General features: G+C 67.8%; 12 protein-coding genes. 10 read left to right on the plus strand and 2 right to left on the minus strand.

Annotated features, from left to right (window positions below; all coding sequences use genetic code 11):
• The first annotated feature begins 16 nt into the window (after positions 1-16).
• Entirely contained in the window at positions 17-361 is a 345-nt protein-coding gene (locus tag ACYCAX_RS14385; protein ID WP_460248279.1) for a cupin domain-containing protein, read from the plus strand.
• Here the strand turns inward: ACYCAX_RS14385 and ACYCAX_RS14390 are convergent.
• Positions 351-1,838 (minus strand): PucR family transcriptional regulator, encoded by a 1,488-nt coding sequence (locus ACYCAX_RS14390; protein WP_294973747.1) that lies wholly within the window; start codon positions 1,836-1,838, stop codon positions 351-353. The two genes, ACYCAX_RS14385 and ACYCAX_RS14390, sit on opposite strands and share 11 nt — an antisense overlap.
• Positions 1,839-2,093: 255 nt before the next feature.
• On the opposite strand from ACYCAX_RS14390, the gene ACYCAX_RS14395 reads away from it, so the two are divergent.
• From ACYCAX_RS14395 to ACYCAX_RS14435, 9 genes are all read left to right on the plus strand, one after another.
• Positions 2,094-3,131: an ABC transporter substrate-binding protein gene (locus ACYCAX_RS14395; protein WP_294973749.1), complete on the plus strand. Its 1,038-nt coding sequence runs from the start codon at positions 2,094-2,096 to the stop codon at positions 3,129-3,131.
• 130 nt (positions 3,132-3,261) lie between these two features.
• Positions 3,262-4,161 carry a DUF1353 domain-containing protein gene (locus ACYCAX_RS14400; RefSeq protein WP_460248280.1) on the plus strand — a complete coding sequence of 300 codons (900 nt, stop codon included), beginning with the start codon at positions 3,262-3,264 and terminating at the stop codon, positions 4,159-4,161.
• A 45-nt stretch (positions 4,162-4,206) separates the two neighbouring features.
• Positions 4,207-5,166 (plus strand): AAA family ATPase, encoded by a 960-nt coding sequence (locus ACYCAX_RS14405; protein WP_015478026.1) that lies wholly within the window; start codon positions 4,207-4,209, stop codon positions 5,164-5,166.
• Entirely contained in the window at positions 5,166-6,110 is a 945-nt protein-coding gene (locus ACYCAX_RS14410) for a DUF58 domain-containing protein (protein ID WP_015478027.1), read from the plus strand. Before ACYCAX_RS14405 ends, ACYCAX_RS14410 begins: the two co-directional genes overlap by 1 nt.
• Positions 6,107-6,604, plus strand: a complete 498-nt coding sequence (locus tag ACYCAX_RS14415; RefSeq protein WP_015478028.1) for a DUF4381 domain-containing protein — start codon at positions 6,107-6,109, stop codon at positions 6,602-6,604. Before ACYCAX_RS14410 ends, ACYCAX_RS14415 begins: the two co-directional genes overlap by 4 nt.
• Entirely contained in the window at positions 6,597-7,640 is a 1,044-nt protein-coding gene (locus ACYCAX_RS14420; protein WP_460248281.1) for a vWA domain-containing protein, read from the plus strand. Before ACYCAX_RS14415 ends, ACYCAX_RS14420 begins: the two co-directional genes overlap by 8 nt.
• Positions 7,637-9,400 carry a vWA domain-containing protein gene (locus tag ACYCAX_RS14425; protein WP_460248282.1) on the plus strand — a complete coding sequence of 588 codons (1,764 nt, stop codon included), beginning with the start codon at positions 7,637-7,639 and terminating at the stop codon, positions 9,398-9,400. Before ACYCAX_RS14420 ends, ACYCAX_RS14425 begins: the two co-directional genes overlap by 4 nt.
• Positions 9,397-11,046, plus strand: a complete 1,650-nt coding sequence (locus ACYCAX_RS14430) for a BatD family protein (RefSeq protein ID WP_015478031.1) — start codon at positions 9,397-9,399, stop codon at positions 11,044-11,046. The genes ACYCAX_RS14425 and ACYCAX_RS14430 overlap by 4 nt, the downstream gene beginning before the upstream one ends.
• Positions 11,047-11,096: 50 nt before the next feature.
• On the plus strand, positions 11,097-12,188 hold the full coding sequence (locus ACYCAX_RS14435; protein WP_294976826.1) for an alpha/beta hydrolase fold domain-containing protein: 1,092 nt from the start codon (positions 11,097-11,099) through the stop codon (positions 12,186-12,188).
• Between the two features lie 196 nt (positions 12,189-12,384).
• On the opposite strand, the gene ACYCAX_RS14440 is transcribed toward ACYCAX_RS14435, so the two are convergent.
• Entirely contained in the window at positions 12,385-14,766 is a 2,382-nt protein-coding gene (locus ACYCAX_RS14440; RefSeq protein ID WP_015478033.1) for an efflux RND transporter permease subunit, read from the minus strand.
• Positions 14,767-14,768: the final 2 nt, after the last annotated feature.

Genomic DNA, 14,768 nt, shown 5'->3' on the forward strand with positions numbered 1-14,768 from the left:
TCCTCAGGAGACAACCATGCCGCAACCCATCCTGCTGGCGGCCACCGCCAGCCTCGCCCTGCCGTCCGCCACACCGGTGAAGGAGCCTCTCGGCGAGCCCGTCGCCGCCGCCGCGACCCATGCCCGGGAAGCCGCCAACGGCCTGCTCACCGGCGTCTGGGAATGCTCGCCGGGACGCTGGCGGCGTCAGGTGCTGGCCAGCGAGTTCAGCCATTTCATCGCCGGGCACTGCTTCTTCATTCCCGACGATGGCGAGCCGATCGAACTGCGCGCGGGTGATGCCGTGCTGTTCCCGGCGAACTGTGCCGGGACCTGGGATATCCGCGAGACGGTACGCAAGAGCTTCGTGATCATTCCCTGAGGCCGGCGATCTCGGCCGCGCGCAGGGCGATCCAGAGCACCGCGACGTCTTCGGTGGAATCCAGCGAACGGCCGCAGATTTCCTCGATGCGGCGAATCCGGTAGACCAGCGTCTGCTTGTGCACGTTGAGCTCCTGCGCCGCCTTCTGCCAGGAGCGGTTGTGCGCGAGGAAGACCCGCAGGGTGCGCTGCAGTTGCGCGCCCTGCTGCTGGTCGTAGTCGGCCAGCAGGCCGAGCACATTGCGATGAACGCGCAGCGCCTCGTCGAGGCTTCCGGGCAGCCAGGGCTGCTCGGTCCGCGCTTCGGCGTAGTCCACCAGCGGCCGTGCCGCACAAGCGTGCGCCAGGGCGAGGCGCGCTTCGCGCAGTGCCTCCGCTGCCCGCCCCGCATGTCCCAGCGGCGCGCTCACCCCCAGCATGCCCGCCAGCCCGGCCTGCACTTCCGGCGCCGAGCTGCGCTCAGCCAGCAGCATCACCAGCTCCTGCCCCTGGTTGCGCACCAGGAACTGCACGTTCCGCCGGCGCAGGCGCCGCTGCCATTCGGCAGGCGCCGTCGCATCGGCATGCGTAACGGCCAGCACCACGCTCTCCGGCGAGCCCAGCAGCTGCGCCAGGCGCTCCGCCGCCGCACGCTCGGACAGACGCTGCTGGAGCAGGTCGTCGAGCAGTTCGGAGCCCAGGCGCAAGCAGCGCTCGCGCTCCACCTGCAGACGCTCCAGTTCGATCCCGAGCACCGCAACCAGGTGATGCAGAAGACCGTAGTCGAGCAGCTCGCCGCCGCAGGCGAGGATGGCGCAATCCACCTGCGAAGGCAGCACCATCACCAACGCCTCGCCCTCCGCTCCGGCACAGCGCAGTACCGCAGGCGAGCCGCCCTTGAGTTCCTGCCGGCGGACCAGCAGCACCTCGCGCCACGCGCTGGGCAACGCCGGCAACTCAGCCTGCCAGGGCTCCAGGCTGAGCGGATCGAAGAGGAACAGTCGCGCCTGGACATCGCGTCCGAGGCGCTGGACCAGATCGGCCAGGCCCAAGCCGCGCAAGCCCATGCGCGCACTTTCGTAGATACGGCTGATGGCGGTGCGGCGCTCGAATTCCTCCTGGCGCCCTGCATCGAGAATGCTGCGGGTCACGGCGGAGAACGGCACCGAATAATGGGTCATCAGTACCGCGAAGCCAAGCTGTTCGGCGGTAGCCCGCAGCGCCTCCAGATCGTCCGGCGCCTGCATGTTCTCGCCGATCATCAGCCCGGCGACATTGGCCCGAGCCAGACGCTCCAGATAGTTTCGCTGCGCCTGCGGGTCGGCGGGAATGCCGATACCGGTGGTCATCAGCAGGTCGCCCTCGCCGAGCCATTCGGTCGGATCGGCCAGTTCGCAGACATGCGCCCAGCGCAGCCGCCGGGTCGTTCCCGCGGCACCGCAGAGCAGGCGGGTCCGCAGGGGTTCGCTGTCGATGATGTCCTGGATGCAGAGAGGCATGGGGCGTCGGTCCCGGCTGGTCGGAAGGCGTTCGGCGAAGAAGCCAAGCATGGCATTGCGCAGCATGATCTGTCGCGGCGAGCGGTACCTTTGTACGTAGGTACGAGCCGTGGCTGGCGATTCTTGGTTCCGTCTGATTGCCCGCCCCTCGCCGCGCCGCCGAGACTTTTCAGGGATCGCCGCGCCATCTTCTGCCTGGCCACCGGCGCCGAGTCCTTCAGCCGCTGTAATACCGCTCGACGGAGAAATACAACAATGCACAAGTCGCTGAGTCTTTCCCTTGCCCTCGCCCTGGGCTGTGCCGCTTCCGGCCAGGCCCTCGCCAACCTCACCGTGGTCTCCCACGGCGGCGCCAACAAGGCGGCACAGGTCAAGGCCTTCTACGAACCCTATTCGCAGCAGCACGGCTCGAAGATCGTCGCCGGCGAGTTCAACGGCGAGATGGCCAAGGTCAAGGTGATGGTCGACACCGGCAGCGTGTCCTGGGACGTCGTCGAGATGGAAATGCCCGAGCTCACCCGCGCCTGCGATGAAGGCCTGCTGGAGGAGATCGGCGACCTCCCGGCCATCGCCCAGTCCGCCACCGGGTTGCTTGAAGGCGCCGTGCAGCCCTGCGGCGTCGGTTTCTTCGTCTGGTCCACGGTGCTCGCCTACAACGCCGACAAGCTGCAGACCGCCCCCAGCGGCTGGGCCGACTTCTGGGACGTAAAGAAATTCCCCGGCAAGCGCGGCCTGCGCAAGGGCGCGATGTACACCCTGGAATTCGCCCTGATGGCCGATGGCGTCGCGCCCAAGGACGTCTACAAGGTACTGGCGACCCAGGAAGGCCAGGACCGCGCCTTCAGGAAGCTCGACCAGATCAAGCCGAACATCCAGTGGTGGGAAGCCGGCGCCCAGCCGCCGCAGTACCTGGCTTCCGGCGACGTGGTGATGAGCTCGGTGTACAACGGCCGTATCGCCGCGGTACAGGATGAGAGCAACCTGCGCATCGTCTGGAACGGCGGTATCTACGACATGGACGCCTTCGCCATTCCCAGGGGCGCGAAGCATCGCGACGAAGGACTGAAGTTCATTTCCTTCGTCCTCCAGACCGAGCAGCAGAAGGCCTATGCCGAGCAGATCGCCTACGGCCCGGTGAACACCCAGGCGGTGCAACTGGTCGACCCGCAACGGCGCAAGAACATGCCCACCGACGCCGCCAACCTGGAAAACCAGGTTGCCATGAACGCCGGCTTCTGGGCCGACCACGGCGAGCAGTTGGAACAGCGCTTCAACGCCTGGGCGGCAAAGTAAGCCGCTGCGCGGGTTCTTCTCCACAGTGCGGGGCACCCCTGCCCCGCCTGCCTTCGGCCGCTCCCGGGCGGCCTTTTTAGTCCTGCCCATCCACTCGTTCCAGATGCGAGCATGATAGCCAACTGCTATTTTGCCGCACACGACTCTCCGGAACGGATGCCATGCAACCTCGCCGCCCCTGCGCCGCCCGCTGCTGCGCCACCTGGACAACCTGCTGGTCACGCTACTCGGTTGCGTGCTGGTGGCCCTGGCCTGGGTATTCCTGCCGCTGGCGATCCGCCCGCTGCTGCTGGGCGCGATACCGGTCTACCTGGGCGTGCTGCTGCCACGCTGCATCGGTCGCCGCGAGCGCCTGCGCCGGGTCGCCGAGGCGCGCCAGCGTTCGATCGAACAATGGGGTTTCTGCAGCCGCGACCGCTGCGGCCCCTGGATCAACTACATCGACTTCCCGCTGGTACGCGAGGACGCCGTCTTCGGCGGCCGCTTCTTCTATAGCGAATGGCTGGTGGTGCACGACGGCCGGATCATCATCAACCCCGGCCCGGCCAACGTGGACCTGATCGCCGGTACCGTGAGCTACGACCTCGCCTGCCAGCGGACCTACGCCTGGGACGGCTGCTCGCCCAAGGTGCCCTTCTACTGGATCGCCACCTTCGGCACACCCGACTGGTGGGACCACCTGGAGCCGGTGCAGTGCCTGCGCCACGGCCAGCAGAAGCAACGCCTGATGTTCTGGCCGGTGGCCCACCACGCGAGCCTGGTGCACGACGCGCTGTACCAGTTCCTCAACGTCGCCCCGGTGACCAAGGCCGAGGCGGACGAGCTGTTCCACCGCATGCTGCTGGAAGCCGGCATGCCGCGCCCGCTGGCCTGGGTCTATTACCGCGCCGTGGTCCTGGGCGGCGCCCGCGACCTGCGCCAGGCACGCAACCCGAACGGCACGTTGCGCTGCCTGACACCGCTGCCCGGCGACCCGACGCCGCCACAGGTGAGAACCCCGGCGCTCCCCGAGAAACTGCCGATGCAGTAAAGTATGGGCCCCGACAGCCCCACCCTCGTCCAGGAACCCCACGCGATGGAACATCGTGAGTCGCTGCTTGCGCTGCGTCAGTATCTCTCCAGCCAGATCCTCGGCCAGGAAAAGCTCATCGAGCGCCTGCTCATCGCCCTGATCGCCGACGGCCACCTGCTGGTGGAAGGTGCGCCGGGCCTGGCCAAGACCAAGGCGATCAAGGACCTGGCCGAAGGCCTGGAAGCGGAGTTCCACCGCATCCAGTTCACCCCCGACCTGCTCCCGGCGGACATCACCGGCACCGAGATCTACCGACCCGAGAACGGCACCTTCGTGTTCCAGCAAGGGCCGATCTTCCACCATCTGGTGCTGGCCGACGAAATCAACCGCGCCCCGGCCAAGGTGCAGTCGGCGTTGCTCGAAGCGATGGCCGAGCGCCAGGTCAGCGTGGGCCGCAGCACCTACGACCTGCCGCCGCTGTTCCTGGTGATGGCGACGCAGAACCCCATCGAGCAGGAAGGCACCTATCCGCTGCCCGAGGCCCAGCTCGACCGCTTCCTCATGCACGTGAAGATCGGCTACCCCGAGGCCTCCGTGGAACGCCGCATCCTCCAGCAGGCCCGTGGAGAAGCGCTGCACGGCGAGACCAAGCCCGAGCGCCAGGTCACCCAGGAATCCATCTTCGCCGCGCGCCAGGAAATCCTCGGCCTGTACATGGCCGACGCCGTGGAGGAATACCTGGTGCAACTGATCATGGCCACCCGCAACCCGGCGAAGTTCGACCCCGAGCTGGGCGAGTGGCTGTCCTACGGTGCGAGCCCGCGCGGCTCCATCGCCCTCGACCGATGCGCGCGCGCCCATGCCTGGCTGGCGGGCCGCGACTTCGTCAGCCCCGAAGACATCCAGGCGATGCTGTTCGACGTGCTGCGCCACCGCCTGATCCTGTCCTTCGAGGCCGAAGCCGCCGGGATCGACCAGGACCGCGTGGTCCAGCGCATCCTCGACGTGGTCGCCGTGGCCTGATGCACAGCGACCCGCAGCCCGGCGTGGCGGTGACTCTCGGCGAACTGATCGAGATCCGCCACTGCCTGCGCGAAGTCCAGCTGTTCTCCACGCCGTCGCGGCGCAGCCCGCTGATCGGCCTGCACCATTCGCGCCTGCGCGGGCGCGGGGTGGACTTCGACCAGGTGCGTGTCTACCAGGCCGGCGACGACGTGCGCACCATCGACTGGCGCGTCACCGCGCGCACCCAGGAGCCGCACACCAAGCTGTTCCACGAAGAACGCGAACGTCCGGTGTTCGTCCTCGTCGAACAGAGCGCCCGGCTGTTCTTCGGCTCCGGGCTATGCCTCAAGTCGGTGCTCGCCGCCCGCGCGGCCGCCTTCATCGGCTGGGCCGCGCTGGCGCACAACGACCGCATCGGCGGGCTGGTGTTCACCGACAGCGAATGCCATGAAATCAAGCCGCGCCGCAGCAAGCAGAGCCTGCTGCAGCTGTTCAACCTGATCGTGCGCGCCAATCGCGGGCTGCTCGCCGGCTCCACTCTCAGCCATAGCGGTGACGGTTTCGGCATGGCCCTGCGCCGCGCCCGCGAAGTGCTGCGTCCGGGCAGCCTGATCATGGTGGTGTGCGACGAACGCGCCCTGGGCGAGGTCGCCGAGCAGCAACTCGCGCTGCTGGCGCGGCACACCGACCTGGTGCTGCTGCCCGTTTCCGACCCGCTCGACCACGCCTTGCCGGCAGCCGGCCTGCTGCGGTTCGCCGAAGGATCGGCGCAGCTGGAACTGGACACCCACATCGACGAACAACGCCTGGCCTATCGCGCCCTGGGTGAAGCACGCCGCGAACGCTGGACGCGTCTGGCCCAGCGCCTGGGCGTGCCACTGCTGCCGCTGTCCACCCAGGAAGACCTGGTCGAGCAATTGCGCAACCTGCTGGAACAGCACCAGCCGGGGTACGCGCCGTGAGCCCGCTCGACCAGCTGGAACCGCTGATCCCGCCCGCCCCGGTCGCCTGGTGGCCGCCGGCCCCCGGCTGGTGGGTAGTCGCCGCACTGATTCCAATCGCGCTGTGGGGGCTCTGGCTGACACGCCAGCACTGGCAGCCAAGGCGCAAACCCAAGCAGTCCGCCGAGGCTCCGCTCGATCCTGTGCGCCAGGCTGCGCTGGACGAGCTCGCCCGCCTGCCACGCCCCTACGACCGCGCCCCCGCCGGCCCCTGGCTGCAGGCGCTCAACGGCGTGCTCAAGCGCGTGTCGCGGGCGCGCTGGCCCGACAGCCACAGCCATACGCTGAGCGGCCGCGCCTGGCTGGCCTTCCTCGACAACCGCTGCCCCGCCGCCGGCCTGACCCGCTGGATGATCCTGGTGGAAGGCGGCTACCGTGCCGAATGCCGGCTCGACGACAAGGCCATCAACGGCCTCGCCGCCGCCGTGGAAACCTGGGTGCGCAAGCATGTTTGAGTTCGCCTGGCCCTGGCTCTTCCTGCTCGCCCCGCTGCCCTGGGTGATGCGCCTCATCCTGCCGCCGGCGGACAGCGGCGAAGCCGCGCTCAAGGTCAGCTTCCTCCAGGAGCTCGAAGGCCTCGCCGGCCGCCGCGCCCGCGCCCGCCTGCCGGCCTGGCGCCAACAGGCGCCCTTCGCCCTGCTCTGGCTCTGCCTGCTGGTGGCGGCGACGCGCCCGCAGTGGGTCGGCGAGCCGTTGCCGATCCCCGCCAGCGGCCGCGACCTGCTGCTCGCCGTGGATGTCTCCGGCTCGATGGACTATGCCGACATGCGCTGGGAGGACGACGAGATCAGTCGTCTGGAACTGGTGAAAAAGCTGTTCGGCGGCTTCGTCGAGACACGCCGAGGCGACCGCGTCGGCCTGATCCTCTTCGGCACCCACGCCTACCTGCAGGCGCCGCTGACCTTCGACCGCGACACCGTGCGCATCTGGCTCGACGAGGCAATGATCGGCATCGCCGGCAAGGACACCGCGCTGGGCGACGCCATTGGCCTGGCGGTCAAGCGCCTGCGCCAGCGCCCGGCGCAGAGCCGCGTGCTGGTGCTGATCACCGACGGCGCCAACACCGCCGGCGAGATCGAGCCGCTGACCGCCGCCCGCCTCGCCGCCGAGGAACAGGTGAAGGTCTACACCATCGGCATCGGCGCCGATCCGCAGCAGGGCGGCGTCGCCGGGCTGTTCGGGCTGAATCCCGGGCTGGACCTGGACGAGCCGACGCTCAAGGCAATCGCCGAAACCACCGGTGGCGAGTATTTCCGCGCCCGCAATGGCGAGGAACTGCAACGCATCTCCGACAGCCTCGACACCTTGGAACCGGTGGAACAGAACCCCACCCAGGCGCGCCCCGCCCTCGCCCTCTACAGCTGGCCGCTGCTGCTGGCGCTGCTGATCAGCGTGATCCTGGTAGTCCGCGAACTCTGGCCGCCGGAGGACTGGCGCTGGCCGGCGCGCCCGGCCTGGCTGGCACGCCGGCGTCGGGAGCGGCAGTCATGAGCGCGCTCTGGCCCCACCTGCTGCGCCCCTGGTCGCTGCTTCTGCTGCCGCTGCTCGGTTGGCTGCTGTGGAGGCTCTGGCACCGCCAACGCCGCGCCGGCCGCTGGCAGTTGCTGCTGCCGCCGGCCTTTCACCCCTGGTTGCTGTCCGGCGGCAACGGTCGCCATGAGCGGCGCCCCTGGATCTTCCTCGGCCTGGCCTGGCTGCTGGCGCTGCTCGCGCTGCTCGGGCCGAGCTGGCAGCAACTGGAACAGCCGGCAATGGAACGCAGCGACCCACTGGTGGTGGTCCTCGAACTGACCCCGGAAATGCTCGCCACCGATCTGCCGCCCAGCCGCCTGGAGCAAGCGCGGCGCAAGGTGCTCGACCTGCTGCAGGCACGCAGCGACGCGCAAACCGCCATCGTCGTCTACGCCGGCAGTGCACATACCCTGGTGCCCCTCTCCAATGACCTGGGCACCGCGCGCAACCTGCTGGATGCGCTCAAGCCGTCGATCATGCCCGAGCCCGGCCGCCGCGCCGACCTCGCCATCGAACAGGCGCGCCAACTGCTCAACCAAGGCGCCGAGGGCAGCGGGCATATCCTGTTGATCACCGGCGCCCTGGATGCCCAGGAGCGCCAGGGCATCCGCAAGGCGCTCAGGGGCAAGGCCAAGGACCTGCTGCTGCTCGCTGCCGGCACCGCCGGTGGCGCGCCGATCGCCCAGGAGGACGGCACCTTCCTCAAGGACGAACAGGGCAACATCCTGGTCCCACGGCTGGACGAAAGCGCCCTGCGCCAGTTCGCCGCCGACCTCGACGGCCGCTTCCAACGTCTGCGCCCGGGCAGCGGCGACCTCCGCGCCCTGGGTCTGCTGAACACCAGCCAAGGCCTGCAGACCCGCGAGGAAGACACCCTGTTGCGCCTGCAACGCTGGGCCGACCAGGGCTACTGGCTACTGCTGCCCCTGCTGCTGCTCGCCGCCTGCGCCGGCCGCCGGGGCTGGCTGTTCAGCCTGCCGCTGCTGCTCCCGCTGCTGTGGTCGCCGCCGCAAACCGCCAACGCCTTCGAGCTCGCCGACCTCTGGCTGACCCCCGACCAACAGGGCCAGCGCCTGCTCGACGCTCGACGCCCGGCCGAAGCCGCCGAACGCTTCGAGGACTTCCGCTGGCGTGGCCTGGCACTCTTCGAGGCCGGCGACTACGCCGATGCCGCGCAGGCCTTCGCCCAGGGCGACAGCGCCGCCGACCATTACAATCGCGGCAATGCCCTGGCCCGGCAGAACGAGCTGGAAGCCGCGATCGACGCCTACGACCAGGCCCTGGAGCGCGCCCCCGACCTGGCCGCCGCGCAGCGCAACAAGGCGCTGCTGGAGGAACTGCTGCGCCAGCGACAGAAATCCTCCGGCAACGACGAAAGCCAGGCCTCCCCGCAGCAGAATCCGTCCCACGGTGAAAGCAGCGAGCCCCAGTCGTTGCAGCCGAAAGATGCCAGGCCCGAGGACGAGCAGTCCGAGGAGCGTGACTCGCAGCCGACCCCGTCGGCCCAGACGCCGGAACAACGCGACACCGGCAAACCGGCGGCCAGCCAGAGCGGCACGCCACAGTCGACCCAGCGCGAAGAAAGCGAAACCAACCCGGCGACGACCGGTCCACTGACGGACGAGCGCCGCCAGGCCCTGGAACAATGGTTGCGCCAGATCCCCGACGACCCATCCGAACTGCTGCGCCGCAAGTTCTGGTACCAGCAACAGCAGCAGCGCCAGGAACCCACGCAATGAAAAGGCTGATCTGCCTGACCCTGCTCTGCCTCGCCGCCGCCCAGGCCCAGGCCAGCTTCACCGCCAGTGTCGATCGCACGCGCCTGGCCGAAGGCGAAAGCATCGACCTGACGCTGGAGTCCGACGATCCGACCCTGTTCGGCAAGCCGGACCTGAAGCCCCTGGACGAACAGTTCGTGGTGCTCGGCACCCGCCAGGTCAACCGCCTCACCACCCTGAACGGCAAGGCCCAGGCCACCACCCGCTGGATCGTCACCCTGCAGCCGCGCAACGAGGGCACTGTGGTGATTCCGCCGATCCACCTGGGCGACAGTGCAACCGAGTCGATCAGCCTGCACGTGCTCGAGGCCGAGGAAAACGACGGCGTGCAGAAACTCGCCCCGGTGTTCATCGACGCCAACGTCGACCACGAGGAAAGCTACGTGCAGGCCCAGGTGATCCTGACCCTGCGCATCTACCACTCGGTGTCGCTGTACGACGACAGCAGCCTCAGCCCATTGCAGATCGCCGACGCGCGCGTCGAACCGCTGGGCGAGGCACGCACCTACGAGAAGGAAATCAACGGCGTGCGACACGGCGTCATCGAAGTGCGCTACGCCATCTTCCCGCAGAAGAGCGGCACCCTGGAAATCCCCGGCCAGACCTTCAACGCCACCCAGGTCGCCCAGCAGCGCAATCCCGACTACAACCCCTTCGGTCCGCCGCCAGGCAAGCAGATCCGGGTGATCTCGCCGACCATCCCGCTGCACATCAAAGCCAAGCCCGCCGACTACCCCAAGGACACCCCCTGGTTGCCGGCCCGCTCGCTGAGCCTGAGCGAAACCTGGAGCCCGCAGCCGGAGCAGGCCCGCGCCGGCGAAGCGCTGACCCGCAACGTGATGCTGCGTGTGGAAGGGCTTTCCAGTGCCCAGCTGCCGCCGTTGCCGCAAACGCTGCCTGGCAGCCTGCGCCATTACCCGGACCAGCCGCAACTGGCCAACCAGAGCACCGAACAAGGCGTGATAGGCAGCCGCGAAGAGCGCGAGGCGCTGATTGCCGACCATGCCGGCCAGGTGCAGTTGCCGCCCATCGAAGTGGTCTGGTGGAACACGCGGGAAAATCGCGTGGAACACACCAGCCTGCCGGCGCGCACCCTGGACGTCGCCGCCAATCCGCAGTTGGAAACCCCGGCCGAAACGCCCGTCACGCCGTCCACCGGCGCCCTGCTCCAGACACAGGCCCGCCTGTGGCCCTGGCAGTTGGCCTGCGCCATTCTCGCCTTCACCACGCTGCTGGGTTTCGGCCTGTGGTGGCGCGCGCGACGTTTGCCGGCGGTGATCCGCGCCGCGGTCGCCGGCCCCAGTGCCCGTACCCTGCTCGACGAGCTGCGCCGCGCCTGCCAGGCCAACGACTCGCATGCCACCCGCCAGGCACTGGACGCCTGGGCGCGCCAGCAGCCGGAAACCCTGGCCGACATGGCGGCGCGCTTCGTGCCGCTGTCCGATGCCCTGGACAGCCTCAACGGCGCGCTGTACAGCGACAGCGAAGGTGGCCGCAACTGGCAGGGCGATGACCTCTGGCGCGCCGTCCGCAGCCTGCCCGGCGCCGACCCGGAAGCCGCCCCCGCAGTCGACCCGGGCAGCCTGCCGCCGCTCTACCCGCGCTGACGCACAGGCGGGGCTATGCTTGCTGGCAAGCCCCGCCAAGAGGCGCCGCGATGCCCCGCTCTCACCACCGCAGATACCTTCCGGCACTGATCAGCGGCCTGCTGCTCATCCGCGCCCTGCACGCCGAGCCGGCCCTGCCGCCGACCCCGCCGCTGCAGGGACCCGGCGGTTCGGGCTACAGCCACGCCGACGTGCGCCAATGGCATTTCAACGTCGACGGCAACGAATACTGGGTCTTCACCCCCTCCCGCCCAGAACCGGAAAGCGCGCCGCTGGTGGTGTTCGCCCACGGCTGGAGCGCCATGCAGCCGGACCTGTACCGGGCGTGGATCGAGCACATCGTCCGGCGCGGCGCGATCCTCATCTACCCGCGTTACCAGGCGACGCTGAAGACGCCCGCGGCGGAGTTCCTGTCCAACGCCGCCGACTCCGTGCGGCACGCCATTGCCGATCTGCAGGCGGGCAAACTGGGGGTCAAGCCGGAGCTGGAGCACGTCGCCTACGTCGGGCACTCCGCCGGAGGCCTGATTGCCAGCGGGCTTGCCGCCTCCTGGCAGCGCCTGGGCGTACCGAAGCCGTACGCGCTGATGGCGGTGGAACCGGGCAAAAGCAGCGGCCCGCGCTGGTGGCAGGTGCCATTGGAGCCGTTGCTGAACATCCCCGTCGGCACCTTGCTGCTGGCCGTCTGTGGCGATGAGGACGAGCGCGTGGGTTGCGATGACGCCCGGCGCATCTACCAGGAAAGCACCCAGGTCGCCACGCGGGACAAGGACCTGCTGCTGTTGCGCAGCGACCGCCACGGCAGCCCGCCCCTGCTGGCCAACCATGCCGCACCGACCGCGCCGCGCTTCGACCCGCGCTATCCGCCCAGCGACTCGTCCAGTTGGCTGCTCAATCGCGTGCAGGAACGGGTGCGCCAGCGCCTCAAGCAGGGCCAGTCGTCGGCCCATAACGCACTGGCCACCGACGCATTGGACTGGTACGGCACCTGGAAGCTATTCGACGCGCTATGCGATGCCGCCTTCTACGGCCAGGACCGCGACTACGCGCTGGGCGGCACGCCGGCGCAGTTGTCGATGGGACGCTGGAACGATGGAACGCCGGTGAAGTCGATCCTGCGGTTGTCGACGCCGGCGCCTTGAGAGGTCGGCGGCGGCGTGGATTCGCGAGCAAGCTCGCTCCTACAGGAAGAACACCTGGGCCCACCTGCAGGAGCGAGCTTGCTCGCGACTGCGAAGCTGTTCGAGAGCAAGCACCAGGTGTCCCCGCTCCTGCATGAGAGCAATAAAAAACCGCAGCCCTTGGGCTGCGGTTTTCGTTCAACGCTCCAGTCGTCGATCAGTGCACCAGGATCGAAGCCTTCCGCGCACGCACCTTCTCCGGATTGATCAGGAAGCGCGCCAGGGCCGGCAGCAGCCACAGGGCACCGAACATGTTCCAGAGGAGCATGAAGGTCAGCATCAGACCCATGTCGGCCTGGAACTTGATCGCCGAGAAGATCCAGGTGGCGACGCCGATGGCCAGGCACAGGCCGGTGAACAGTACGGCTTTACCGGTGGACTTCAGCGTCTCGTAGTAGGCCTCCTGCAGGGACAGGCCCTGGCGCAGGAAGGACTCCAGGCGGGTGTAGATGTAGATGCCGTAGTCCACGCCGATGCCCACGCCCAGTGCGATCACCGGCAGGGTCGCCACCTTCACGCCGATGCCGAGCATGGCCATCAGCGCGTTGCCCAGCACCGAGGTGAGGATCAGCGGCAGCACGATGCACAGGGTCGCGGCGAAGGAGCGGAAGGTGATCAGGCACATCACTGCCACGCAGATGTACACCAGGATCAGGATGGTCAGCTCGGACTGCTTGATCACCTCGTTGGTGGCCGCCTCGATGCCGGCGTTACCCGCGGCGAGCTTGAACTTCAGGTCATCCTTCTCGTTGCTCTTGGCGAACTCCTGGACCACGCCAACCGCACGGTCGAGGGTCTCGGCCTTGTGGTCGTTGAGGAACACCAGCAGGGGCGCCAGCGAGCAGTTGCTGTTGAACAGGCCTTCGGCGCGGCTGATGGAGTTGTTCAGCACGTCCTGGTTGCGCGACAGCGACTCCCACTTCAGGTTGCCCTCGTTCATGCCCTTGATCATCTGCTTGGAGACGGTGACCAGGGAGATGGCCGATTGCACGCCCTCGGTGTTTTCCAGTCGCCAGGCGAGATCGTCGATGGCGGACATGGTCTTGTGGGTGGAGCAGCCTTCGGCCCCGGATTCCACCATCACCACCAGCACGTCGGAGCTGGTCGAGTAGTTGCGGATGATGAAGTCGTTGTCCAGGTTGTAGCGCGAGTCCGGACGCAGTTCCGGCGCGCCCTGGTCGAGGTCGCCGATCTTCAGGTGATGGCCTTCCCACATGCCGAAGGCGAACATCGCCAGGGCGATGACCACGGAGATGGGCGCCACGCTCGGGCTGGCGAAGTTGGACAGCAGGCGCCAGAAGGGATGATCGCGCACGGCGTCTTCCTTGCTGCGCTGCACCGCCTTCTTGCTGATGCCGATGTAGGAAATGGCGACCGGCAGCAGGATCAGGTTGGTGAACACGATCACCGCCACACCGACGGAAGCGCCGATGGCCAGTTCACGGATCACGCCGATGTCGATCACCAGCAGGGTGATGAAGCCGACGGCGTCCGCCAGGATCGCGATCATGCCCGGCAGGAACAGTTGGCGGAAGGTACGGCGCGCGGCCAGCAACGGGGTTTCCGCGTCGCTGGACTGCAGGGCGATACCGTTGATCTTCTGTACGCCGTGGGAAATACCGATGGCGAAGATCAGGAACGGCACCAGCATCGAGTACGGGTCCAGCCCGAAACCGATGGAGTGCAGCAGGCCCAGTTGCCAGATCACCGCCACCAGGGTGGTAGAGAGCACGGCGATGGTGGAGCGCACGCACTTGGTGAACCACAGCAGCAGCACCAGGGTGATCACGAAGCAGATGCCGAAGAAGCCGACCACCATCAGCAGGCCGTCGATCAGGTCGCCGACCTTCTTGGCGAAGCCGACGATGTGGATCTTCACGTTCGGGTTCTGCAACTGGTACTTGTCGCGGATCTTCTCTTCCAGCTCATGGGAGAACTGGCGGTAGTCCAGGTTCAACAGCTTGCCCTGGTCCTTCGGGTCCGGATAGACCTCCAGCAGCGGCACGTCGATGATGCTCGACTTGAAGTTGTTGGCCACCAGGCGGCCGATCTGGCCGGACTTCAGCACGTTGTTGCGCAGCAGGTCGAGCGCCTTGGGCGAGCCGTCGTAGGTCTGCGGGATCACTTCGCCACCGGCGAAGCCTTCCTCGGTCACCTCGGTCCAGCGCACGCTGGGGCTCCACAGCGACTTCATGCCGGAGCGGTCGACGCCGGGAATGTAGAAGACCTCGTCATGGATCTTCTGCAGCGTCTCCATGTACTCCTTGGTGAAGATGTCGCCGTTCACCGCTTCCACCGAGATACGCACGGTGTTGCCGAGGTTGGCCAGGTCGTTGCGGTGCTCCAGCATGTTCTGGATGAACGGGTGCTGCAGCGGAATCATCTTCTCGAAGCTGGTGGACGGACGCACCTGAGTGGCCTGGTAGCCGAGGAAGATGGTCACCAGCAGGCAGGCGAGGATCACCAATGGCCGGTGGGTGAAGATGATGCGTTCCAGGAAAGTCGCCTTGTCCTGGTGATGGGTATTCAAAGCGTTCATGA

Source organism: Pseudomonas sp. MT3 (genome assembly GCF_054720805.1).